This is a genomic window from Prochlorococcus sp. MIT 1327 (genome assembly GCF_047304785.1).
In the GTDB taxonomy this organism is placed as follows: Bacteria; Cyanobacteriota; Cyanobacteriia; order PCC-6307; family Cyanobiaceae; genus Prochlorococcus; species Prochlorococcus marinus_D.
The window spans coordinates 2,014,588-2,035,674 of the sequence record NZ_CP138972.1 but is presented as its reverse complement, the minus strand read 5'-3'; the positions used below and the strand labels follow the sequence as shown (position 1 = coordinate 2,035,674).

At 47.0% G+C, this 21,087-nt stretch carries 27 protein-coding genes; 13 read left to right on the top strand and 14 right to left on the bottom strand.

All coding sequences use genetic code 11. The annotated features are described in order from the left end of the window. Window positions 1-22 precede the first annotated feature (22 nt). Complete coding sequence (locus SIB80_RS10160) at window positions 23-274, top strand: 4a-hydroxytetrahydrobiopterin dehydratase (protein ID WP_011825480.1); 252 nt, start codon at window positions 23-25, stop codon at window positions 272-274. Further along, a complete protein-coding gene (cbbX, locus tag SIB80_RS10155) occupies window positions 258-1,175 on the top strand; it encodes a CbbX protein (protein WP_063419836.1) in 918 nt (305 codons plus the stop codon). Before SIB80_RS10160 ends, cbbX begins: the two co-directional genes overlap by 17 nt. 35 nt (window positions 1,176-1,210) lie before the next feature. Here the strand turns inward: cbbX and SIB80_RS10150 are convergent, their stop codons facing one another. From SIB80_RS10150 to gloB, 3 genes are all read right to left on the bottom strand, one after another. Further along, the gene (locus tag SIB80_RS10150; protein ID WP_011130567.1) at window positions 1,211-1,432 is read right to left on the bottom strand and encodes a DUF3136 domain-containing protein; all 222 of its coding nucleotides are present in this window, start codon (window positions 1,430-1,432) and stop codon (window positions 1,211-1,213) included. 290 nt (window positions 1,433-1,722) lie between these two features. After that, window positions 1,723-2,121 (bottom strand): Rid family detoxifying hydrolase, encoded by a 399-nt coding sequence (locus tag SIB80_RS10145; RefSeq protein ID WP_011825483.1) that lies wholly within the window; start codon window positions 2,119-2,121, stop codon window positions 1,723-1,725. 222 nt (window positions 2,122-2,343) lie between these two features. After that, window positions 2,344-3,126, bottom strand: a complete 783-nt coding sequence (gene gloB, locus SIB80_RS10140; protein WP_063419838.1) for a hydroxyacylglutathione hydrolase — start codon at window positions 3,124-3,126, stop codon at window positions 2,344-2,346. A 29-nt stretch (window positions 3,127-3,155) separates the two neighbouring features. Between gloB and hisG the strand changes: the two genes are divergently transcribed. From hisG to SIB80_RS10125, 3 genes are all read left to right on the top strand, one after another. After that, the gene (gene hisG, locus SIB80_RS10135) at window positions 3,156-3,809 is read left to right on the top strand and encodes an ATP phosphoribosyltransferase (protein WP_063419839.1); all 654 of its coding nucleotides are present in this window, start codon (window positions 3,156-3,158) and stop codon (window positions 3,807-3,809) included. Further along, entirely contained in the window at window positions 3,809-5,605 is a 1,797-nt protein-coding gene (locus SIB80_RS10130) for an ABC transporter ATP-binding protein (RefSeq protein ID WP_063419840.1), read from the top strand. The genes hisG and SIB80_RS10130 overlap by 1 nt, the downstream gene beginning before the upstream one ends. A gap of 100 nt (window positions 5,606-5,705) precedes the next feature. Continuing rightward, window positions 5,706-6,206 (top strand): GNAT family N-acetyltransferase, encoded by a 501-nt coding sequence (locus tag SIB80_RS10125; protein WP_063396120.1) that lies wholly within the window; start codon window positions 5,706-5,708, stop codon window positions 6,204-6,206. 3 nt (window positions 6,207-6,209) lie between these two features. Here SIB80_RS10125 and SIB80_RS10120 read toward each other — a convergent pair whose 3' ends face one another. Then, window positions 6,210-6,926 carry a TIGR04283 family arsenosugar biosynthesis glycosyltransferase gene (locus SIB80_RS10120; protein WP_063419841.1) on the bottom strand — a complete coding sequence of 239 codons (717 nt, stop codon included), beginning with the start codon at window positions 6,924-6,926 and terminating at the stop codon, window positions 6,210-6,212. A 680-nt stretch (window positions 6,927-7,606) separates the two neighbouring features. Here SIB80_RS10120 and SIB80_RS10115 point away from each other — a divergent pair. The 6 genes from SIB80_RS10115 (at window position 7,607) to SIB80_RS10090 (ending at window position 9,592) form a co-directional block, all read left to right on the top strand. Beyond that, window positions 7,607-7,864, top strand: coding sequence for a Nif11-like leader peptide family natural product precursor (locus SIB80_RS10115; RefSeq protein ID WP_063419842.1), 258 nt, complete (start codon window positions 7,607-7,609; stop codon window positions 7,862-7,864). Between the two features lie 312 nt (window positions 7,865-8,176). Then, window positions 8,177-8,353 carry a CCRG-2 family RiPP gene (locus SIB80_RS10110; protein ID WP_169189907.1) on the top strand — a complete coding sequence of 59 codons (177 nt, stop codon included), beginning with the start codon at window positions 8,177-8,179 and terminating at the stop codon, window positions 8,351-8,353. A 101-nt stretch (window positions 8,354-8,454) separates the two neighbouring features. After that, window positions 8,455-8,691 (top strand): CCRG-2 family RiPP, encoded by a 237-nt coding sequence (locus SIB80_RS10105; RefSeq protein WP_063419844.1) that lies wholly within the window; start codon window positions 8,455-8,457, stop codon window positions 8,689-8,691. Between the two features lie 51 nt (window positions 8,692-8,742). Further along, window positions 8,743-8,997: a CCRG-2 family RiPP gene (locus SIB80_RS10100; protein ID WP_063419845.1), complete on the top strand. Its 255-nt coding sequence runs from the start codon at window positions 8,743-8,745 to the stop codon at window positions 8,995-8,997. 44 nt (window positions 8,998-9,041) lie between these two features. Then, window positions 9,042-9,311, top strand: coding sequence for a hypothetical protein (locus SIB80_RS10095; RefSeq protein ID WP_063419846.1), 270 nt, complete (start codon window positions 9,042-9,044; stop codon window positions 9,309-9,311). A gap of 5 nt (window positions 9,312-9,316) precedes the next feature. Continuing rightward, complete coding sequence (locus tag SIB80_RS10090) at window positions 9,317-9,592, top strand: bacteriocin (protein ID WP_063419847.1); 276 nt, start codon at window positions 9,317-9,319, stop codon at window positions 9,590-9,592. A 10-nt stretch (window positions 9,593-9,602) separates the two neighbouring features. Here the strand turns inward: SIB80_RS10090 and SIB80_RS10085 are convergent, their stop codons facing one another. The 9 genes from SIB80_RS10085 to SIB80_RS10045 form a co-directional block, all read right to left on the bottom strand. Continuing rightward, window positions 9,603-9,905 carry a hypothetical protein gene (locus SIB80_RS10085; RefSeq protein WP_063419848.1) on the bottom strand — a complete coding sequence of 101 codons (303 nt, stop codon included), beginning with the start codon at window positions 9,903-9,905 and terminating at the stop codon, window positions 9,603-9,605. Between the two features lie 424 nt (window positions 9,906-10,329). Further along, entirely contained in the window at window positions 10,330-11,130 is an 801-nt protein-coding gene (locus SIB80_RS10080) for a hypothetical protein (RefSeq protein ID WP_063419849.1), read from the bottom strand. Window positions 11,131-11,383: 253 nt separating this feature from the next. Next, the gene (locus SIB80_RS10075; RefSeq protein ID WP_413351499.1) at window positions 11,384-11,812 is read right to left on the bottom strand and encodes a hypothetical protein; all 429 of its coding nucleotides are present in this window, start codon (window positions 11,810-11,812) and stop codon (window positions 11,384-11,386) included. 483 nt (window positions 11,813-12,295) lie between these two features. Beyond that, window positions 12,296-12,499, bottom strand: coding sequence for a hypothetical protein (locus SIB80_RS10070; RefSeq protein WP_063419851.1), 204 nt, complete (start codon window positions 12,497-12,499; stop codon window positions 12,296-12,298). A 228-nt stretch (window positions 12,500-12,727) separates the two neighbouring features. Then, window positions 12,728-13,210: a hypothetical protein gene (locus tag SIB80_RS10065; protein WP_169246884.1), complete on the bottom strand. Its 483-nt coding sequence runs from the start codon at window positions 13,208-13,210 to the stop codon at window positions 12,728-12,730. Window positions 13,211-13,402: 192 nt separating this feature from the next. Next, on the bottom strand, window positions 13,403-14,140 hold the full coding sequence (locus SIB80_RS10060; RefSeq protein WP_063419854.1) for a hypothetical protein: 738 nt from the start codon (window positions 14,138-14,140) through the stop codon (window positions 13,403-13,405). A gap of 204 nt (window positions 14,141-14,344) precedes the next feature. Further along, window positions 14,345-15,907: a site-specific integrase gene (locus tag SIB80_RS10055; RefSeq protein WP_063419855.1), complete on the bottom strand. Its 1,563-nt coding sequence runs from the start codon at window positions 15,905-15,907 to the stop codon at window positions 14,345-14,347. Window positions 15,908-16,158: 251 nt separating this feature from the next. Next, window positions 16,159-16,833 carry a TIGR04282 family arsenosugar biosynthesis glycosyltransferase gene (locus tag SIB80_RS10050; protein WP_063419856.1) on the bottom strand — a complete coding sequence of 225 codons (675 nt, stop codon included), beginning with the start codon at window positions 16,831-16,833 and terminating at the stop codon, window positions 16,159-16,161. 6 nt (window positions 16,834-16,839) lie between these two features. Then, complete coding sequence (locus tag SIB80_RS10045; protein ID WP_063419857.1) at window positions 16,840-17,994, bottom strand: trypsin-like peptidase domain-containing protein; 1,155 nt, start codon at window positions 17,992-17,994, stop codon at window positions 16,840-16,842. A gap of 99 nt (window positions 17,995-18,093) precedes the next feature. Between SIB80_RS10045 and dnaA the strand changes: the two genes are divergently transcribed. Next, window positions 18,094-19,485: a chromosomal replication initiator protein DnaA gene (gene dnaA, locus SIB80_RS10040; protein WP_063419858.1), complete on the top strand. Its 1,392-nt coding sequence runs from the start codon at window positions 18,094-18,096 to the stop codon at window positions 19,483-19,485. Between the two features lie 75 nt (window positions 19,486-19,560). Continuing rightward, window positions 19,561-20,133, top strand: a complete 573-nt coding sequence (locus tag SIB80_RS10035; protein WP_063419859.1) for a peroxiredoxin — start codon at window positions 19,561-19,563, stop codon at window positions 20,131-20,133. A gap of 65 nt (window positions 20,134-20,198) precedes the next feature. Here the strand turns inward: SIB80_RS10035 and SIB80_RS10030 are convergent, their stop codons facing one another. Next, the gene (locus tag SIB80_RS10030; protein WP_236066044.1) at window positions 20,199-20,999 is read right to left on the bottom strand and encodes a class I SAM-dependent methyltransferase; all 801 of its coding nucleotides are present in this window, start codon (window positions 20,997-20,999) and stop codon (window positions 20,199-20,201) included. Window positions 21,000-21,087 lie beyond the last annotated feature (88 nt).

Here is a 21,087-nt window from a genome sequence, read left to right as displayed (position 1 = left end):
AATCCATCTCCCAACTGTTGTGATGAATCAATGGCAGAAGCGTGTTCGTCCTATACGACTCGAGCGACGATTTGAATTCGAAACCTATGCAGAAACCAGGGATTTTTTAGATCGTCTTGGTGAGCACACTGAAGCTGCTAAGCGCTTTCCTGATATTAGTTTTGGACGTACCTATGTCAATATCACGTTGCGGCCGGAGGATGATGAAGAAGAGGTTGAGTTAAATGATGATGATTATAAATTTGCCGCTGAGATAGATGGACTCCTCAATTGATCTCTCTTTAGCTTATGCCGATTCCGGAGTTGGAGAGGTGCTAGATCAGTTGGATAGCGAGCTGATTGGCTTGAAGCCGGTGAAGACGAGGATTCGAGAAATTGCCGCTTTGTTGTTAGTTGATCGGGCCAGGCAGGATTTTGACTTAGTCAGCACGATGCCAAGTCTTCATATGTCTTTTACTGGACGGCCTGGCACTGGAAAGACAACTGTTGCAAGCAGAATCTCTCAGATTCTTCATCGTCTTGGATATCTGCGCAAAGGTCATGTTGTAACTGTCACCCGTGACGACTTAGTTGGTCAGTACGTTGGCCACACGGCGCCAAAAACTCGGGAGATGATTAAACGTGCACAGGGAGGTGTGTTGTTCATAGATGAGGCGTATTACCTTTATAAGCCAGGTAATGAAAGAGATTATGGAGCAGAAGCAATCGAAATATTGCTACAGGACATGGAATGTCGGCGAGGTGATTTTGTTGTTATTTTTGCTGGTTATAAAGATAAGATGGATACTTTCTATCAATCTAATCCTGGCCTTTCTTCTAGGGTTGCTCACCATATTGATTTCCCGGACTATAGCAATCAGGAGTTGATGGCTATCGCTCAGTTATTCCTGGCCCAGCAGAACTATTACTTTGGCGATGAAGCTGAGGGCGTTTTCGAGGATTACATCGAACGTCGTCGTCAGCTCCCTTTCTTTGCTAATGCTCGTTCAATTCGCAATGCTTTGGACCGTACCCGTTTGAGGCAGGCGAACCGATTGTTTGCACGCATGGGAGAACCGCTCAGTCGTGATGAACTGATGACGATCGAACCTGCTGATATCTTGGCGAGTCGTGTATTCCAAGGGGAGGTGGAAGGTCGGCATCCGACTCAACCCGTTTTGGAATCGTCTGAATGAGGATTGAAGATAGCTTTATGGATGAAAACTATTCTCTACTTAGGTTGTTCCAGATCTCGTCTGATCAGCACAAGCAAATAAGACGGTGCCTTGTAACGGCTTGGGAGGCAGCGATTGAGGGTCTCAAGATGGCTCCAACACACTGTGCGCTCTATCTCTTGGGTGCTACGACCTTCCTGCAGCAGTCGCCTTAGGGCCTTGCAGTAAAGGGGATAACCCGCCTCGAGTTCGCCAATGGTCAACTTGGCTTCGGCCATGGTTTCTCGCAGTACGCCTCTAAACCTATGCAGTCTTCAGACTACTCAGCGGACTGTCCGTCTTGGCGGATTTAGCTGTTGCTTTTAGGTTCGGCCAATCGTTTTTTCCCTTTTCAACGCTAGGGAAAGTCACAGGAGGAAGTAGTAACCCCTCTTCCGCTGTCAATCAAAGTGATTAGGGTTGATCGAATCGAAGGACTCCTGCTAGGTCAGGGATAAGAGGACAGGGACAAGATTTTCTTGAGTCGCTACACGCTTGATCAACGCGCTTCACGATTCTCTGGTTGTTTTCAGCCGAGCCAAGCAACGCAATCGATTTCCACTCGACCACCTTTTGGAAGGGCGGCTACTTGAACACATGCTCTTGCGGGGCTGATGCCATCGCCGAAGATCTCGCCATAGAGAGCATTAACCCTCTGAAAGTCCGCTAGATCCGTGAGGTAAACCGTGGTACGAATCACTTGCCTTGGCTCAGCACCGGCGGCTGTGAGCACAGCCATCAGATTGCTTAGGACCTGGCGGGTTTCAGCTTCCACATCACCTTGCCCAACCATCACCCCGTTGGTTGGATCAAGGGCAATTTGACCAGAGCAGTACAGCCATCCTCCTGCTAGTACGGCCTGGTTATAGGGCCCGACTGGTGCTGGAGCTGATGCTGTGGTGATTGCTTGTACAGAAGGGGCGTTCATGGTCGGCTCTGAGCATGAATGGTGCATCATCGCTATCAGCTTTTGTTTCTGTTGAAAATCCCCTGGGTGTGAGGCCGCTTCGTTCATGTTCCAGCGGCCTTGATCTCCATGGATTGCAATCTCACTGGCTGTTGGTCCTGTTCCAAGGGAACAGGACTGCCTTGTTGCTGAGCAGTTTTGCCAGGGCAGGCCTTTTGATCTTGCTGCGTTAGATCTTTGTGCTTAGTTTCGCCATTGATCCTTGTGGTAGCGAAGTTCTGCCAGCTCTTTGCTGTTCTGAGCACGCACGAAGAGGTTGGTACGTTGTTCTTCTGAAATGCTGCTAGGCAGGCTCAGGGCACCCCTCTGGCGGCGACTTGAAACGTCTGCCAGTCGTTCTCTGATAGCAGCATCTTCTGGATGCAGGGCGGAGGCCCAGCGCAGATTTGCTTCGGTGTATTCGTGAGCGCAATACACACGGGTCTTCGCTGGTAGGCAACTGAGACGTTGAAGAGCCTTGAACATGTCTTCGGCAGTTCCTTCAAACAGTCGGCCACATCCAGCTCCGAAAAGGGTGTCACCACAGAACACTGCTGGATCTTCACGATCTTCCTTGTTTGTGGGCAGGTAATAAGCAATGTGTGCTCTGGTATGACCCGCAACGGCGAGCACCTCAACACTGCTGTTGAGAAGAGAGATCTTGTCTCTATCACGAACGGAGATCGTCTGGAACGGAATGCGATCACGGTCGTCAGCGGCTGCTACCACGGCTGCGTTAGGCCAGTCCCTAAGCAGCTCAAGGGTGCCACCAATGTGATCTGGATGGTGATGGGTCTGAAGTACTGCTGCGAGTGAGAGCTTTCGAGTTTGCAGCCATGTCTTGACAGGTTCTGCGATTGCTGGATCCACAACGACAGCCTGGTCGCCTTTAATCCAGATCCAGATGATGTTGTCCTGAAGAACAGGAAGGGCATGGATCGATGAAGGTTGTTTATCGCTAGTCGCAGCTGTTGAGGTTGCCTCCATCGTTAAAGTCCAGGTCGACGCATCGCTCCATGATCACTGTCGCGCTTGCAAAAGGAGCTTTGCTGAATGATTCGGTTGCTCGTTTTCAATCTGCTGGGTTGGATTTTTCAGCTGTACTTGATCCAGGTAATCGTCAGTTAATGGTGCCTTCCCATTGTGGTCGGGCCCGGGCGCTGTTGGTGCGCAACGGGGATGTGCCCGTTTATGTTGCCTATGGTCAGGCCCAGTTGGGAGTTGTTGGTTACGACGTGCTGCGGGAGCATCAGATGCCCGTTGCCCAGTTGGTTGATCTTGGCTTCGGGGGCTGCCGTATGGCTGTGGCAGTGAAGGAAAGCAGTGGTTATCAGCACGCCGCTGATTTGCCGCCCCATTGTCGTGTTGCTAGCAAGTTTACCCATTGTGCCCGAGAATTTTTCGATGCTCTCGATCTGCCTGTAGAGCTTGTTCACCTGACCGGTTCGGTAGAACTTGGCCCTTTAACAGGCATTGCTGAAGCGATTGTCGATCTGGTCGCGACAGGCCGTACCCTTCGCGACAATGGATTAGTGGCGATTGAGGAACTATTTCAGTCTTCGGCTCGCTTGATCGGTCATCCATTGGCCTTGAGGTTGGACCGTGGAGATCTTCAGTTGATTGTGGAGGCTATGCGCATTCAGGAATCATTACCTAAAAATCCAGCTTGATGGCTGTTACTGATTTTCAGCGGGTTCGGCGTCTGGGGCGTTATCTCCGTGAGGACCGTCGGCGTCTATGGATGGTGCTGTCCCTCTTGGTGCCGCTAGCTCTTGCTGGTGCGATTCAACCCCTCTTGGTTGGCCAGGCAATCAGTGTTTTGAAGCAAGAGTCAACCTTCCCTTGGCTCAGTGATCTGCCAGTGAGCTCAGCAATAAGACTTTTGGTGGGGATTCTGCTGATTTCTGTGGTTCTGCGCTTGGGTCTGCAGGGCTTTCAGTCTTTCAATATCGAGGCCTTAGGGCAACGGCTAACGGCGCGTATTCGTAACGATCTGTTTGGCCACGCCATGGCCCTTTCCCTGCGCTTTCACGATCGAATGCCTGTGGGCAAGTTGTTGACTCGGCTGACCAGTGATGTGAATGCACTATCGGAGGTTTTTGGCAGTGGGGCAGTGGGAGTTTTGGGCGACCTCGTCAGCCTTGTGGTGATTGCAGTCACCATGATTTTGATTGATTGGCGGCTGGGGGGGTTGCTGTTGGTGACGCAGGTGCCGGTCACCTTGGTGATCCTTTGGTTGCAACGCCGATACCGGAAAGCCAATTACCGCGTGAGGGAGGAACTCTCTCAGCTCAATGCCGATTTTCAGGAAAACCTTCAGGGGCTTGAGGTTGTCCAGATGTTTCGTCGAGAAACGGTTAATGGGCAGCTATTTGATCGCACTGGCTCGGCCTACAGGCAAGCCGTGAATGGAACGATCTTTTATGACAGCAGCATTTCAGCTTTTATCGAATGGGTGGCTCTGGCAGCCGTGGCTGCGGTGCTGGCGCTTGGGGGATGGATGGTAACTGCCGAGACAATGGGCCTCGGCACCTTGACAACGTTCATCCTTTATTCCCAGCGTTTGTTTGATCCCCTGCGTCAACTTGCTGATCGCTTCACTCAGATTCAGGGGGGACTGACTGCTGTTGAACGGATTGGTGAGTTGCTAGAGCAGCCACTTGACATTGTCGATGCAAAGCCTGTTAAAGACGTACCCAGCGTTGTTAGGCCCTCGGCTTCTGCTGCTTGTGGTGAGGTGGTGTTTGAGGGAGTGAGCTTTGCCTATCGGCCGGACGAGCCGATTCTCCAGGACCTTAGTTTTCGCATTTCTGCTGGTGAACATGTTGCCCTGGTAGGCCCAACCGGTTCAGGCAAGACGACCCTGATCCGCTTGCTGTGTCGTCTTTACGAGCCTCAGGCCGGGCGGATCATGCTTGATGGTATTGACATCAAAACAATCCCTCTTTGGCGGCTACGCAAACAACTGGGGGTTGTGCTTCAGGACACCTTTCTATTTAGCGGCAATGTTGCAGATAACCTGCGATTGGATTCCTCGATTGAGGATGACCGTTTGCGGGCGATCTGTAGAGATCTTGGCCTTGATCCTTTGCTCAATCGGCTACCCAACGGCTTGGAGACTGAGCTCAGGGAGCGTGGCGGCAATTTGTCATCGGGAGAGAGACAGCTCTTAGCGGTTGCAAGGGTGGCCATTCGCAACCCCACTGTGCTGGTGATGGATGAGGCGACCGCTTTCATGGACCCTTCTACGGAAGCGACATTGCAAAGGGATCTAGATCGCTTGCTTGAACGTCGCACCGCAGTTGTTATCGCCCATCGCCTGGCCACTGTGGAAGCAGCCGATCGAATCATGGTGCTTCGGCGGGGCAAGCTGATTGAGCAGGGAACCCACCTTGAGCTTCGTGCCAAGGGAGGCCTTTATTCTCAGTTAGCGGAACTACAGGAAAGGGGACTGGCGAAACTTTGAATTTAGTTTTTGCTTTCAGCGATTGGATCTTGATTTCAGCTTCACGCTTAATGGCTATGGGCGCTGGTGAGGCAGGATCAAGACAGTTGAGCACTGCTGTGTGATCAGCTCCTGTTCGCTAACGCCGGAGGTGCTTGAGCAGGCCTATGGGCATGGAGCACGAGAGTGCCCGTCTTCTAATGAGCAGATCAAGCTTGTCTTCAGTCAAGACCGTTCATTCGATCTTGTTGAGCTTGAACAATTGCTGGAGGCTGTGGGTTGGAGTCGCCGGCCGATGCGTCGTGTGCGTCTTGCACTTGATCACACTCTCTTGAAAGTGGGTCTTTGGCGCCATGATCCCCTGTTGCCTCGTTTGGTTGGTTTTGCTCGATGTACAGGTGATGGAGTTCTTGAAGCCACAGTGTGGGATGTAGCGATTCACCCCATTTATCAGGGGGTGGGATTGGGTAAGCATCTAATGGATTACACCCTTGAATCTCTTAAGGAGATGGGTGTCAAACGAGTCACGCTCTTTGCTGATCCAGGTGTTGTCGATTTCTATGAGCGACAGGGCTGGACGCTTGAGCCTGATGGCCACAAATGTGCTTTCTGGTATGCCTAAGGATTATCGGTAATAGTCTTTTGAGAGCTGCTTGGCTGCCTCTCCTCTGTGCCAGCGTTTACGCAATTGGGCGTTTTGCCAGGCTTGATTCAGTAGACCTAGCCGTTGCAAACGGCGGCCATCGGTGTAAAGGGGTAATCCAAGGCTTAGCAACCTGACTTGGCAAGAGAGTCGCTGCACCAAATCGAGATCTTCCATCAAAGGGATGGGTTTGTATCCCCCGATGTGTTGGTAGAGCCTTTTGCTGATGAGCAAGCCTTGATCGCCATAGGGCCTTTGTAGCCAATAACTGCGAAGGGCCACCGCTAGTTCCAATAGACGCAGTTTTGTTCCCTTCCCTTGGATTTTGTAGTCGAAAAACCAAGCATTCAGGTCTCTTGCTGGCTGAGTAATCACTGCTTCAACGATAGCGGGCCATTGGGGCGGGAGGCGGCTGTCGGCATGCAGGAACATCAACCAAGTTCCTTTTGCATGGCATGCTCCATGACTGAGCTGAGCACCCCGATTGGGATTTGCTACTCGCAGTACTTGAGCTCCTGAGAGTTGGGCAACGAGTTCTGTGCCATCACAGCTGCCAGCATCAACGATCCAAAGGTCAAGGGGTGTCGGCCAGCGTTGGAGATCGGCCAACAGCAGTGGTAGACGGCTGGCTTCATTGAGGCTCGGCACAATCACGCTGAGGTGATGTTCCACCTCACTTAGAGCTGAGATGTTGCTCATTGATGAGACGTTTTGAGCGGCACTGCTTCCCTTTTGAAAGAGGTCATCTTGTTCTTTCTCGACTCATTTTTCTAGCCTTAATCGAGTTGTTTCCTGGTTCATATCCTTGTGATATCAATCCTTCCTCGCATGCTTGCCATGGTGTGAGGTTGAGGCTATGACTGGGATTAGGAGGATGGAAAAGTTAGATGAAGTTGGAATAATACATTAATACTAGTCCATTCATCCGGGCAAAGGCGTTGTCTCTGTCCTGCAATCATTCTAGTTCTTTTGCATTCGTTGAGACAGTAACCGATACGCAAGAAACAGATCGAGACTCGCAGAAGCATGGATTAAAGCTGTAAGTTGTGATCAGTGCATACAGGTGCGCAATACAGGTCGAGTCGCTGACCGTATTGACCATCTGTCTGTTTACCCATCATATGAATGGAACAAGAGTAGCTGGTAGAAAGGGTTTTGATTGCTATGTTGGATTGGATTGATGATGTAGTTGGATAAGAAGGCTTTAAATCCTGTGAAACTAGTTTAGGAGAGGGGTGTATATGGGGTTAATCGCTCCATCTACATACGTTATATCGCTTCAGACATTTGTGTCATAAAACCTAAGCCCGATTTGAAATTATTTTTTTCTAGAAATTCCTTCAAAGGATAGCTATGCTAACAAGAGTTAAAAATCACCAATGAGCGAAGAGCAACTCAAGGCATTCATCGCCAAAGTTCAAGCCGATACCTCACTACAGGAACAGCTCAAAGCAGAAGGTGCTGATGTTGTTGCTATTGCCAAAGCTGCTGGGTTCGCGATTACCACAGAAGACCTAAACTCTCATCGCCAAAACCTGTCTGATGCTGAGGTGGAAGGCGTGGCTGGTGGTGGCTGTGGCTTTGGCAGTAAAAATGACTTTACTGTGGCGATGACCAACTGTGCTTATTGCAGATAATATTAAAATATATAAGTAAGATTATGGATATTAAAAGCCTACACACTCAAAGCCCTTGCATTAGCAGGGGCTTTTTATTTCTTTAACCACTTCAATATTCACTTAAAACGGCATCCGATACCTGGCAAGACATTAAAGAATAGAATCTATGTAATCTCAGGCAGGTTCCTAAAATATTCTAGTTCTGGTAATTACTCTCAGGAGCTGTGACCAACATCACAACTAGCAATGATTCGGATCAATGACGTATAAGAGGAATTGGTAGATGATGTGTTCATCCGAGGGATAGATCTCTCACAACCATTCAAACCAATGACTAACAACGAACTTACGATTGAAGAGCTGCAGGGAATTGCAGGTGGGTTTGATCCTGGAGATTGTGTGAGCGCTCTAACTAGTCAAGTAGGATCACGTTTCGGGATGACGAGAAGGGATTGGGAGATAAGTTCGACTTTGATTGATGGTGGTGAAGGACACGACCTTCAGTGACTACATTGATGAAAAGGTGAACTCAAGCTGGTTCATCTACTATTACAGTCATAGCAATTCTTCTGAAGTTAGCTATACTTAGTAAAGAGTATTTACACCTAATGGCAGACCCAAAAGAAAACGAAGAACCCAACGAGGAGCTATCTATTGACGAGTTGAAAGCTGTTAGTGGTGGCGGGCTTGCTTCGAGCCCAATTGGTAAAAAAGAGTTGAACTGGGGTGAAATCTGTGATGTAGGTGCTTCTGTGAGGGCAGAAGGTTCTGGTTCAGGAATGACCAAAGCTGATTTTGAGAGAGCTAATAAGACAGGTGTTGGTGGTGAATACTACAATGAGTAGCTAACCAATCCTTACATTATTTAACCAGTCCAACATCTCAAACACAAACAAATGACTGAACCCAACAACACAAACGAAGAAATCAACGAGGAACTCTCAACTGACGAGTTGAAAAGTGTTAGTGGTGGGTTGATGGGACAACACCAAGGTGCTGTTAATAGTTTTACTGACAAAGTTAAATCTGGTGCTCAGTCGTATACACAACAAGATGATAATGAGACCTCGTCTGATTACAACAAGAGAGTTGGATTAGATACTGGTCCTATAGATAATAGTGAAGTCGGTCCGATAGGTAGAGAACGATAATCTCAAGGAAATACAACCACTGAAACCTTCATTCCTTCACTACTATGACTGACCCCAAAGAAAACGAAGACATTGAACTCTCAACTGACGAGTTGAAAAGTGTTAGTGGTGGTTGGAGTTGGACTATGGACCAAGAGGGTAGTGCTTATAGAGAAGTTCAAAGCGAAAGACCTTTTGACCCGAGAGGTTCTGGTTCAGGAATGACCAAAGGTGATTGGGAGAAGAGAAATAAGACTTTTGGTGATGGTGATGGAAAACACGAACTAAGTGATAGTCCTAATGTAATATTTAACGACGGGACAGTAAGGTTTTAGATGTAATGACTAAACCAAACGAACAAGTCGATGAGGAACTCTCAACTGACGAGTTAAAGAGTGTTAGTGGTGGTGTAAATGAGTGCTTTAAAAAGGAGTTGGTTGTTGAGACTGAGCGCTATAAAACTAAGACCGCTACAGGACATTTGGACTACTCTGAGCCAGAGCAATCGTATAACACATCTGAAGGTTCAGGTTATGCAGGGACACTAAAAGATTGGAAGAGAGCTAATAAGACAGGTGTTGGGGTTGATGATGTTGACCTTGGCGCTGGAAAATGAAAAAAATACGCTAGCCAATCCTCACTTTATTCAACCAGTCTAACATTTCCTGCTTTTGTTTTTTGAGTTCAGATGGTGATGTCTTACCAGGCTTAGCTGGATTAGGTGTTGTATATGGAGCTTCTAATCGGTTGGCCCCTTTTTTATGTGTTTTCTTTACTGGCTGTTTAGGTATCTGTTTGATTGGTTTGTTGATGGTAAGTGGTTGCTGTGCTTTCAGTTCCTTGTGTTGTAGCTTTTCTATTTCAGGTATTATCAGTTGTTGGACTTTGAGTTGCCTTCCCTTAATTGAGTTTACTTGGTTACGTGCCATTGGTATGTATGTTGTGGGTAATGAGCCGAAGATGAATTGCACATCGAAAGCAGATCAGTCCACCCTTCTGAAGTACTTGTATCTATACCGGCTCTGTTAAGCTAAGTACGCTAAGTATTTAACCTATGAACTTGTTGACGTATTATTTGGAAACTGTATGGCACCAAAGATAGGTGTTGTTTTAATACGTCATTTCTGATTAGCTTTTATTGTCGTCTATCAGGTTGGACAGTGCTTAGAGAATCCATTCACTTAATACAACCTTCGCTAAATCCTCACGGTTGTTAGTCCTATGTTCATTCATAGATTGATAGGCTGTCTGTGACATTTCACCTTCAGTCCAGAATCTAATCTTAGTTGTATGTGGAACGTTGTCTCGTGTTAACTCAGTTTGCTTTTGCATTAATGTTTAGGTTGGATTGGTTTAAACGTAAGTTGGTCTTGGTGGTGATGGGATAGCAATGTGAGCAAGTGTCATTAGTGGATCTCTGACTACCTCCAGCTTAGCTTTGAGTTCTTGGTCTCCATAGATCTCATCAAGATTCATAGCTTGTACAATTGTTATCAGTTGATCTACAAGTTGTTCTTGTGTTGGTGGTAGTGATTCCTCAGCAGTGTTAGATGGTTCAGTTACTACTTCGACATCTACTGCAGAAGCTTGTGAAGTCTGCTCTTCTATCTGTGGTTTAGTTCTTAGACTAGACAGAGGTTTGAATTCATCTGTAAAGAAACCAGCTTGGTAACCACGTAGTGCAGATGCTGAAGGAATTTCACCATGCTTTGTGAAATATTCATCAACTTTAGATCTTAAGAGTGCTGTTTTGTCTCTACATAGTATTGCTAAATGGGTCACAGAAGCTTGATCTAGGTATTGTGGTCTACTGTTAAACCAATCACCTTCATCGTACTCCTGATGGTAGAAGTTATACGCAGATACATTGTCTGAGATGACATCCTTAGACCATCCTTCAGACTTCATAGCGTTAGCTAATGTTCGATGCTCCGCTGATCGTTGTGGGAATAGCTTCTGATATTCCTTTATCTTTCCTATGATCATCATCCTTTCAAACTGTGCTTTACCCTTAGCTACAGCGTAAGCTTCTACGTTTGGCTTAATCTGATCAAGGAATGATTTGAATTCACTAGTTACTTCTTTGTCGTATATTTGTATAAGTGTCATTTGAAAAAATATTTCAGTCGAGTTTCGTATCGATACGAATCTCATTTATTCCATAGCCACATACTGGTAACTCGTTGTCCTAGTACATGGGTAGGAATGAATTGTGTTGCAACTATGTTCTCCACAGTCTTTCCCCTCTATATGTCAGTCATTAGATTTCAGCTTTTCTCCCTGTATAGAGGCGTTATCGCAATTAGTTTTAAGCTATCGCTTGGATGTCTACCTAAATGTGATAGGAGACTTGTTAACTATTTACAGCTTTTCTCCTGTATACGTCAGTTACCGTCTTGAATTTCTGCTACTCACTATCTTCTTCATCAATTTGTGATAGGAGACCACGTCCGAAGATTCTGTCGATAGCTTCCCGATTTCTTTGTATCTGTTCTGGAGTTAATGCTTCCCTTATCTTAGCCTCACGCTCTTCATATAACCTACTCATATAGTCTTCATCTTTGTATAGCCTATTCTGTTCTTGACTTCGTCTGTTAGCTTCGTGCTGTGCTTCAGTTAGGAATCTATAATTCAGTATTAAGGTCTGAACTATCCGAGCCTTTGAATACTTAGTTGCTGTCTTGTGGCATTCCAACTTGTTGTAAGCTGTAGAAGTGATTGCTAAGTTTAACTGTTTACTTCCAGTTGTCCCTTTGTATTTAACCTCTAATCCATCAGGATTCATTAGTTGTTCAGGCCACTTGTAAGGCTTTAAGTTATTCATATCAGTAGTCAACGAGCTGTAACTGGGTAGCCCTTTCAATAGCATCCACGTAAGCATATCCTGCTGTGTTTGTTGATGCTCTTGAGAGGCCTCTAGGAGACGCTCAGCTGCCTCTAAAGACACTCTGACGCATAATTCGTCGAGTAACTCTTCGACCTGTTCTGCCGTCTCCTAGGTCTGTCTTGCGGAAGTCACGTTCAGAATCTTTCTTCCGCTTTTGATATTGTTTCTGATGTTTGGATGGCTTAGGCATCAGCTTAGGTTACATCGATAATCTTTTCCTTGATAAGGAGTTGTCTAATAAATCCAGACATGTCCATGCCCTGATTCATAGCGCATAATTTTATCTTAGCAATGTCTTCGAGGTGTCCTCTAATTACTATCCTTTGGTCCATCTTGTGAGATCTTGTGTTGTATCTAGCCATAATATACGTTGCGTATGTTTTCAATAAAATGGAACATGGCTTATATCATAGAACGCCTGTCCCAAATGTTTTAGTTTGTTAATGCTCCAGTAAGTAGCAGAGTGATAAGACCTCCAAGTATTCCTGCTGGTAGTAACTCCTCTCGTGATTGCTTGAGTTGATCTTGGGAAGCTTGGTAGGCTTCGTAGATGTCCTTCTTAAGGTGCTGCTTTGTGATGACGGTAGCTTTTTGATCAAGGTCTTCAAAAAGAGTCGTGACATTGGGTAGGTTCATCGTAGGTGGTTGTTGTATAGACGTCCCGATTCAGCAAGAGGTAACGCAATGAATGAATGCTTGATATCAATAGGTATTCCACACTCATCAAGTATTACGTTATCACTTGCTGCAGCTAGGTATATTCGTTCACTAAGTGGATCAGGCCTGTTTAGGCTGGATCATGTAGCAAATTCTGCGTCCCAAGCCGTCGGGACTAGAGGATCATAGCATAGAAACTAATATATGTCAATCTTCCTCTATAGCTTTTAATTCACAAGCATTCTTTGCTTCCCCTAACGAATAAGTCCCTCCTAGCTTTAGCTCACTTTTGGAGCAAGTTCCTTGACGGAACCATTCCAGTTTAAGAAATCCATTCCAAGGGTCTCCTATTCTTGTCGTTCTGCTTTGTCCTTTTGTTACTGGCTTGCAGCCTCTATCCCGCCATTCAGGTCCATCCATCCAGACACTATTGTCATCACCCAAATCAATCAAGTAGCCTTCTCTTACTTTCCCTGCTGATGATTCTACCTTTTCTTTCCCCATCAAGCTTTTAATACAATTTGCCAGCGACTTCTCTTTGCATTCGTTTAGGGCTGCATCAGGCGAAATGCCAAGCGACTTGTACTTGTTAATACAGGAAAATAATGCTTTCTCATCAGCCTCAACTGCTCCACAGAAAATTGATGAAGCCGAAAATAATGAAGCTGCGGCAAAAAGTAATCTATGCACTGGACCCGTGATTGATGCGTTCAAGCAGTATAAGCACTTAACGGCTAAAGTCCTTCTTCTAATTCATTTCTATATATACTTAGATATATTAACTAATTTGCTTCTAATATTACTTAAACAAGAAGTTAAAGACGAGTAATACGAAATTATTTGCCATTAGAATCGCATAATCAGGTCTTTTGAGTTTAAATCTTATATGCCATGACCCGAATACTTCGCCTTAGACAGCTCCTCCTCAAGCGCTTCAGCCTTAGCCTTCCATGTCGCCTTCACCTTGGCAAGCTCACCTTGAAGCTCTGCATTTGAGTTTTCAAGTCTAGTGATTTTTGACATTGAACTATTTAATTTAGCCTCTAAACCTTCGACAATCCCTTGGTAATGCTTAATCGACTCTTCTTTGGTGGCGTCTTCGCTAAGTGTTTTGATTGCCTTCTTTGACTCCTTCAGAGCTTTCTTCGGCCTTGAATCCCTAAGTATCTTTTTAATCTCTGCTTCGCTGATCCCTGCCCCTTCTACTTCAACAATCTTTTGAGTTAGCTTCTGCTGTATGCCTTTGTCATTCACGCGAGCAATTGTGCCAAGTGTTCTGGCAGAGATATTAGTCAAGAACCTGTCAGGAACTTGATGCTCTGACAACCACTTATTGGCAGCAACTAGATCTTGGGCAACACTCTTCGAGAAGTGGAGATCACCAGAGTCAAGCAAGGCGGTCCAGTTGCCCTTGCTTTTAGCGTTGACCTGGATATCGCAAAGGACTTGAGCGCACGCCCTTACCGAGTTCCCAGCAGTATCCCAAGCTTCATTTGCAATAACGACTCTTGCCTTTAGCAGGCCCCGCTCGTCCTGGCTTAAGCCCTTGACAGCATTTTCGTTGAGCACCACTCCGGATACATCAACGTCGCTTAGCCTTTGAATAGCGGAGGTGGTCAACTGGCTCGTCCGTATCTATTGAAAAGGATACCTTCTTGTTGCGAGTCCGCAAGAAATAATACATTTGAACCAGTGCCACTCCTGTGACGTGAGTGTGCCTACTTGCTTGGATGCCTGTCGTAATTAAGGAGAGACTTCAAAGCTTGAATTTCCTTCAATGGGTATATCAGAATAGCTCGATCACCTTTGAAGATGCTTCTGCATTTACTGTTCTTTAGCAGTAGCTGTTTTGCTTCTGTTAATGGCACTTCTATCTTTGCGTGCAGTTCGTTTATATGAATTTGAATCATCTCTGCTCCATAGTTTAGGTGTTTCTTTTGTTTGTCCTTGTTGTTTGTTGCTGTATAGTTCTACCTTTACATCCTCTTTCTTCTTGATGCCAAATGGTAGAGAGGTTATTTCCTCTGCTCGTTCCCTGATGTCAAGCCTATCGTAATGTCGTAGCAGCACATCAGGTGAATGGCCACTAATGCGGCTTAAAAGGAAGATGTCAAGCCCTTCCAGTAGCTTGTCTTGGATAAATGTAGAACGCATGGAGTAGATACTGTATGGCTCATCACTAAACTTGTTGCCATGTAACTTATCAGTAACTCTCTTACGTATGCACCCCCACGAAAGTATGAAGTTAGCATGAGTATAAGTCTTCCCTTCGTTATTAATGTTGCCAAATACTAAATCGTTACCACTGACGCTGCGCTTGATGTTGTGTTTCTCATAGTAGGTGTTGATGTAGTCCCTCCAACGTAAGAACACTGACCCAAGGTTTGTCGGGATTTCTCTGTATTGGCCTGTCTTGCCAGATGTAACTGTGATGTATGCAATCAGTCGTTCTTCACGTCCTAACGAATTTTGATTAGCGGCCCATCCACTACTTGGTGCATCATCTCCTATCACTTCAATTCCTTCTTCTTCTAGTTCAGCCATCTCTTGTTCCAGCTTTGACTGACTAATCCTTCCTACATCGCGGACTTCTACTTCCTTCCACTTAAGCTTACGCAGTTCTTCTGGTCTAGCACCACTATTCTTCGCTACTAATGTCCATGTCCAGAACAAGACACGCCATAAATGGCACCTGTGATTTCTTACGTTCTCCCCTTCTTTGACCCACTTACGGATTTCTCTATTTATGATTGTCCAATCACCTTTAGAAATAGGAGGGTTGGAAAGCAAGTCATCCATACGTATCTTGAACTTCGGGAATAATGTCTTGGATACTGCTACTTCTGGCTCAATAAGACGATGCTTAACTAGATGGTTGTTGATGAAGTCCTTTATCTTAAGGATTTCGTCCTTCCATGTGAGTTTTCTCAACCCTGCTCTGTAAATTAGATAGTTATGGAACGTTGTCTCCCTTATCTGCCTAGTATTTTGTATCCCCTCGCTTTGAAGATAAGGCAACATTACCTTCTTGAGTACAGATGATTTGTGATAGTGAGTGTTATCTACTATAATCCCAGCCTTCACTCTGTTTAGCTCGTATTCAAGGAAATCCTCAACAGCTTCCTCTATTGGTTGAGTATTCTTAACTTTCTTTATTGACGGTTTCCTCTGTTTAGTTTCAGGCAGCCTACCGCTCAACTCTAATGCTACAACAGCTGCTAATCTTTTGGCCTCTGTTATGTTCGTAGCACCTTCAATCTTCTTGTTTCTATAACTCTTCGTTCCCGGTATTAGCTCTCGGTAGTAGTAGCAGCTCGTATCTTGCTTATACGACACCACAATACCTCTACCATCTAATACTTTCTCTTTCTCATGTATCGCTGGCATGGTTCTAGTAATGAAACGAATGCCAGCTATCTTGTTGTTTGAGTTTACCTTCTCTTGCTTTCCATAACATCAATCACCCTATCTATTTCCTCCAAATAGAGTATTACGTCGTCCAAATCTGGGCGCCTGTAATAGGTTTTGATGTTTTTGGGCTTGGTTAGAAGATGGAACTCATGGCGGAGCTGATGAGCTGACTTTTCCATGATAGTTGGATGAGGTTGGATGGTCAAGCTCCATCCTTCAAATCCTTGTCACAGACTCATTCCTAGCATAGACTTATCGCATGCTTGCCATGGTGAAAGATCTTCAAGGCAATCGAGATCGTTTTGTTGACCAAGCAAGCAAGGCCTTACTCCTGCCTCCGCTGCTTTCTGCAGTGTGACTTGCTTCACTTGATTGCTCCCCCAAGGAATGCCGCAGAAGGGCCAGCGTGTCACGGGCTTTACCAAGCGCCCTGAGAGTCCAAGTAACCAGTACCCCCCATCAGTAGCGGGTCCAAGCACGAATTCATGTTCTTGCAAAGCCTCTAGGGCCTGAAGCAGATCCCGATCACAGAGATTTGGTAGATCCGTGCCGATCAGCAGTGTGGTGCGACCTGTGCTGAGTTGTGGATGGTGTCGTTGCTGCGCTCGCAAAACCTGTCGGCGCATCCGTTCACCCAGGCTTCCCTTGCCTTGAGGCTCCACTGTTCTCACACCTTGATCGTGTGCCCAGCGCTTGGCTGCCTTGGGAGCGAGGCCAGTGATCGCGAATTGCAGCTCGACCAGACCTCTATTGGCAAGATGATTTGCCACGCTCAGAGTGTGTTTGCTCAGCCTGGCCTGGATAGATGCTGCACGCACTATTCCAAGATTGGTGGCCAGTCTTCGTTTGCATCTGCCTGCTGCCGGCCAGCGGGCCATCACAACCAGCGCGGGTTTTGCCATTTCAATTCACCCCTGCCGGGGTAGCTCTGCTGGTTTCACAATTAATTCGATCGTCTTGTCGTTTCGTTCAAGGGTGAGCGGCATGGGCTTGCCAACCTCCCCACGATCAACGGCAAGTTGTACTTGCGAAGGGTCGCGGACGACCTCACCATTGACCTCACTAATTAAGTCGCATTGGCGCACGCCGGCTTTGTCTGCAGGGCTGCGAGACATCACTTCGACAACGAGAACAGCATTGACTTCAGGCACCTGGCATTGCCCTCCTGTTGCGTTGATTTCTTTGGCTAGCTGGGGGGTAAGGCTCTGAAGCCTGACCCCGATATAGGGATGAGAAGCTTGCCCTCTCCCCACGATTTGTTGGGCAATTCGTTTGGCCAGGTTGATCGGTACTGCAAAACTCAGCCCCCCTCCCGGTGCAACTTTGATGGCAGTATTGATTCCGATCACCTGTCCTGAGGCATTGATGAGTGGTCCTCCGCTATTGCCAGGGTTTACGGCGGCGTCAGTTTGGATGTAAGGAACTCGTTGCCCTCCCCCTAAGGCGTTGGTGCGGTCGACGGAGCTGATGATGCCTGCAGTCACGGTGTTGTTGAGTCCAAGAGGATTGCCGATCGCGATTGCCCATTGCCCAGGCTTGATGTTGTTGGAATTGCCGAGGGGGGCCACGGGAAGCTTCTTCGCCACGACTTTGACCACGGCCACATCGGTGAGGGGATCACCACCAAGCACTTTGCCGCTGTAACTGCGTCCATCTGGAAGGGTTACCGATACCTGTTCTGCCCCTTCAACCACATGAGCATTGGTGAAGATCAGCCCGTCAGAGCGTGTGATGAAACCTGACCCCTGGCCTGCTTGCCGTTGGATGGGAGGTCCGCCGCCGAAGAAGTTGCCAATGGGGTTTGCGATCCGTTTCACCGTGTCGATGCGCACCACTGCCGGACCAACTTGTTCCACAGCAATCACGATCACATTGGTGCCAGGCTGCAGAGGCGCAGACTTGGGTGGATCACTGACGACAGGGGTGTTGTCTTGGCTTGTCTTAGAACCAATGCCGATGCGTTGACGTAACCCTTCGTTGCAGCCACTTAGGTTGATGCTGATGAGGACCAAGCCAAGCCATCTGATCGGATGCAGTCTGTGGGCAGATAGGGCAAGGGTCATGACAAACGCAGGTGCCAGGGAACGTGAACATCAGGGTCTTATTAAAGACGGCTTGCTCGATAGAAGTTGCGTAGATTCAGCCATCGCAGGGGAAAGGATGTGGTGCTAACGGGCAATGAGCTGTGGTCCAAGGTGCAGCAGGCCCTTCAGCACAATCTCAGCAAACCTACGTTTGAGACATGGATTCGTCCTGCCATTTGCAGTGGTTTTCGGGACGGGGAGTTGACTCTGATTGCTCCAAATAGCTTTGCCAGTAACTGGCTTCGCAAGAATTACGTTCAGACAATCGAGGAGGCTGCGGCGAAGATTTACGGCCAGCCAGTCAGGGTGTCTGTTCAGGCGCAGGAGGAAGACTCTGCTGAGAGGGTTTTGCCACCAATGGCATCGGCGACCGTACCTTTGCCTGCTGCAGAAGCAACCACTGCCTCTGCAGCCCCTTCTAGTGGTCCGCGGCGGATTCTTCCAGGCCTGAACCTGCGCTATGTCTTCAATCGGTTCGTCGTGGGGCCGAACAGTCGCATGGCCCATGCTGCTGCGCTAGCCGTTGCTGAAGCTCCTGGGCGAGAGTTCAACCCTTTATTCATTTGCGGCGGTGTTGGCCTGGGCAAGACTCATCTGATGCAGGCCATTGGTCACTACAGGCTTGAGATCAATCCCGAAGCAAAGGTGGCTTATGTTTCTACAGAGACCTTCACGAATGACTTAATTCAAGCTATTCGGAAGGATGGGATGCAAGCTTTCCGAGATCGATATCGGGCTACTGATTTGATTTTGGTTGATGATATTCAGTTTATTGAAGGCAAGGAATACACCCAGGAAGAGTTCTTTCATACCTTTAATGCTCTCCATGAAGCTGGTAGGCAGATTGTGATCGCTAGTGATAGACCTCCAAGTCAGATTCCAAAGCTTCAAGAACGCCTAATCTCTCGATTCTCTATGGGCTTGATCGCTGATATTCAGTCGCCTGACCTTGAGACTCGCATGGCAATTTTGCAGAAGAAGGCGGAACAGGAACGCATGATGCTGCCTCGCGATTTAATTCAGTACATCGCTGGTCGCTTCACATCCAATATCCGTGAACTTGAGGGGGCTCTTACCAGGGCAGTTGCCTTCGCTTCGATCACGGGGCTGCCTATGACAGTTGAATCGGTGGCACCAATGCTTGACCCTAATGGTCAAGGGGTGGACGTTACCCCACAACAAGTGATTGATAAGGTCTCTGAGGTTTTTGACGTGACTCCTCAAGACATGCGTAGCAGTAGTCGTAGGCGGGCCGTTAGCCACGCTCGGCAGGTGGGCATGTATCTGATGCGTCAGGGCACGGATTTGAGCTTGCCTCGTATCGGTGAAACTTTTGGGGGAAAGGACCACACCACAGTGATGTATGCCATCGAGCAAGTGGAGAAAAGGTTGTCCAGTGATCCTCAGTTGGCTAGCCAGGTTCGGCGTGTGAGGGATCTGCTGCAGATCGATTCACGCCGTCGGCGATAGGTTTCAACAATTTGATCATTTGACAAGATCAGATGAGGTGTATGAGATTTTGTTTGCATCAACATCAGCCTTTCAATGCCTTCCCTTCAAAGCGTTCCAGATGTCACCTTCAAGACTCGCGTGCGCGATGAATCTGTGCCCGGGTCTAATCCATTCCGCTGGCAAGACCTGACTAGTGCTGAAATCTTTAAGGGGCGCAAGGTGGTGTTGTTAGCCCTGCCAGGAGCTTTTACACCTACGTGCTCATCCAATCATTTGCCACGTTATGAGGAGTTGCATGCAGAACTTGTTGCCCAAGGTGTTGATCAGATTGTCTGTCTTTCAGTGAATGATGCTTTTGTAATGTTCCAGTGGAGTAAACATTTGGGTACCAAGAATATCTTTATGCTCCCTGATGGAAATGGAGAGTTCACTCGTAAAATGGGCATGCTTGTTGAGAAATCCAACCTAGGTTTTGGTTTGCGTTCCTGGCGCTATTCGATGCTGGTGAATGATTGTAATATTGAAAAGATGTTTGTTGAACCTGGCTTTAGTGATAATGCTGATGGTGACCCGTTTGAGGTCTCTGATGCTGATACGATGCTCGCTTACATGAAGGGTGTGCAACCAGCTGGTGTTAGTTCCCCGCGCCGTGAGTTTGAGGGTTAAACCCTTCACTTTTTTCCTGCCTGCTTGTTACATTTAAAACTGATTATCTGTTTTCCTGCTTCACTCTATATCTTACGTAACAAGTAGCAATCCTCTTCTAGGACTGAGTCTTTGTCGACAAGCTCTTTGACTTCGTCAAGTTGCTTTGAGAGGTTGATGTAATTTGCTTGATCGATCAATTTGTAGCCTAAGAGATTCTCGTGGAATGTTTCGCTGAGTGTATTGGGGGAAAAGTTTCCTATCCCGTAGCCTTTCTCGCTGAATTTCCTTAGCCTTTGAAATATTGCCTTAGAAGTTTCGCTTGGTTTGAATGCATTCAGTGCGAGAAGACTTCCGGCTGCTTGTGTTTGCTGTAGATGTTTAAAAAGTGAATTGACTGAGTCTTGCGAAAGCCAGTATAAAAGCCCTTCCATGAGGATAAATGATTGGCGTGATCCTATCCATTGGCTTAATGAGTCGAATAGTTTTTTGTTTTCGCTGCTCTTATTGAGGTCTGTTGTACGCAGGAATAGAATGTCTCTCTCTGAGAGCCGCTGAGAGGATTGAAGCTTCTGTATTCTTTGCTGCTTTGACTTGATCAGGTTGGGCTTGTCTACTTCGCAGGATGCTATGGGAGTGTTGATTAGATAGGGGTAATTGGTGAACCCGGCGCCAATATTGATAAACACTCCACTTGTTGCTTGAATGTGGAACTCTCGAAGCCTTTCTAGAAAGAATCGATGCCTGAGGCAGTGAGCAATATCTTCGGATTTACCTACCTCCTGAAGGTATCGATTTGCAAGCTTCTCAGCTGGTTTGGTGACCCATAAATGTGCAAAGTTGTCGAGACTGATGTTGGTATATTTTGCCCTAAAGCAATTAACCACATGCGCTGAGGCGTCTACTCCAGGAAGCACGTTCTTTTATTTGTTGCAATCATTTTAGCGAGCTGTTGATCTTTCATGGCATCAGAGT

What these genes read in the sequence shown, in the direction of transcription:
- SIB80_RS10160 (WP_011825480.1), top strand. Translation starts at nt 23, where the DNA reads ATGAATCAATGGCAGAAGCGTGTTCGTCCTATACGACTCGAGCGACGA.
- cbbX (WP_063419836.1), top strand. Translation starts at nt 258, where the DNA reads ATGGACTCCTCAATTGATCTCTCTTTAGCTTATGCCGATTCCGGAGTT.
- SIB80_RS10150 (WP_011130567.1), bottom strand. Translation starts at nt 1,432, where the DNA reads ATGGCCGAAGCCAAGTTGACCATTGGCGAACTCGAGGCGGGTTATCCC.
- SIB80_RS10145 (WP_011825483.1), bottom strand. Translation starts at nt 2,121, where the DNA reads ATGAACGCCCCTTCTGTACAAGCAATCACCACAGCATCAGCTCCAGCA.
- gloB (WP_063419838.1), bottom strand. Translation starts at nt 3,126, where the DNA reads ATGGAGGCAACCTCAACAGCTGCGACTAGCGATAAACAACCTTCATCG.
- hisG (WP_063419839.1), top strand. Translation starts at nt 3,156, where the DNA reads ATGATCACTGTCGCGCTTGCAAAAGGAGCTTTGCTGAATGATTCGGTT.
- SIB80_RS10130 (WP_063419840.1), top strand. Translation starts at nt 3,809, where the DNA reads ATGGCTGTTACTGATTTTCAGCGGGTTCGGCGTCTGGGGCGTTATCTC.
- SIB80_RS10120 (WP_063419841.1), bottom strand. Translation starts at nt 6,926, where the DNA reads ATGAGCAACATCTCAGCTCTAAGTGAGGTGGAACATCACCTCAGCGTG.
- SIB80_RS10115 (WP_063419842.1), top strand. Translation starts at nt 7,607, where the DNA reads ATGAGCGAAGAGCAACTCAAGGCATTCATCGCCAAAGTTCAAGCCGAT.
- SIB80_RS10110 (WP_169189907.1), top strand. Translation starts at nt 8,177, where the DNA reads ATGACTAACAACGAACTTACGATTGAAGAGCTGCAGGGAATTGCAGGT.
- SIB80_RS10105 (WP_063419844.1), top strand. Translation starts at nt 8,455, where the DNA reads ATGGCAGACCCAAAAGAAAACGAAGAACCCAACGAGGAGCTATCTATT.
- SIB80_RS10100 (WP_063419845.1), top strand. Translation starts at nt 8,743, where the DNA reads ATGACTGAACCCAACAACACAAACGAAGAAATCAACGAGGAACTCTCA.
- SIB80_RS10095 (WP_063419846.1), top strand. Translation starts at nt 9,042, where the DNA reads ATGACTGACCCCAAAGAAAACGAAGACATTGAACTCTCAACTGACGAG.
- SIB80_RS10090 (WP_063419847.1), top strand. Translation starts at nt 9,317, where the DNA reads ATGACTAAACCAAACGAACAAGTCGATGAGGAACTCTCAACTGACGAG.
- SIB80_RS10085 (WP_063419848.1), bottom strand. Translation starts at nt 9,905, where the DNA reads ATGGCACGTAACCAAGTAAACTCAATTAAGGGAAGGCAACTCAAAGTC.
- SIB80_RS10080 (WP_063419849.1), bottom strand. Translation starts at nt 11,130, where the DNA reads ATGAGATTCGTATCGATACGAAACTCGACTGAAATATTTTTTCAAATG.
- SIB80_RS10070 (WP_063419851.1), bottom strand. Translation starts at nt 12,499, where the DNA reads ATGAACCTACCCAATGTCACGACTCTTTTTGAAGACCTTGATCAAAAA.
- SIB80_RS10055 (WP_063419855.1), bottom strand. Translation starts at nt 15,907, where the DNA reads ATGCCAGCGATACATGAGAAAGAGAAAGTATTAGATGGTAGAGGTATT.
- SIB80_RS10050 (WP_063419856.1), bottom strand. Translation starts at nt 16,833, where the DNA reads ATGGCAAAACCCGCGCTGGTTGTGATGGCCCGCTGGCCGGCAGCAGGC.
- SIB80_RS10045 (WP_063419857.1), bottom strand. Translation starts at nt 17,994, where the DNA reads ATGACCCTTGCCCTATCTGCCCACAGACTGCATCCGATCAGATGGCTT.
- SIB80_RS10035 (WP_063419859.1), top strand. Translation starts at nt 19,561, where the DNA reads ATGCCTTCCCTTCAAAGCGTTCCAGATGTCACCTTCAAGACTCGCGTG.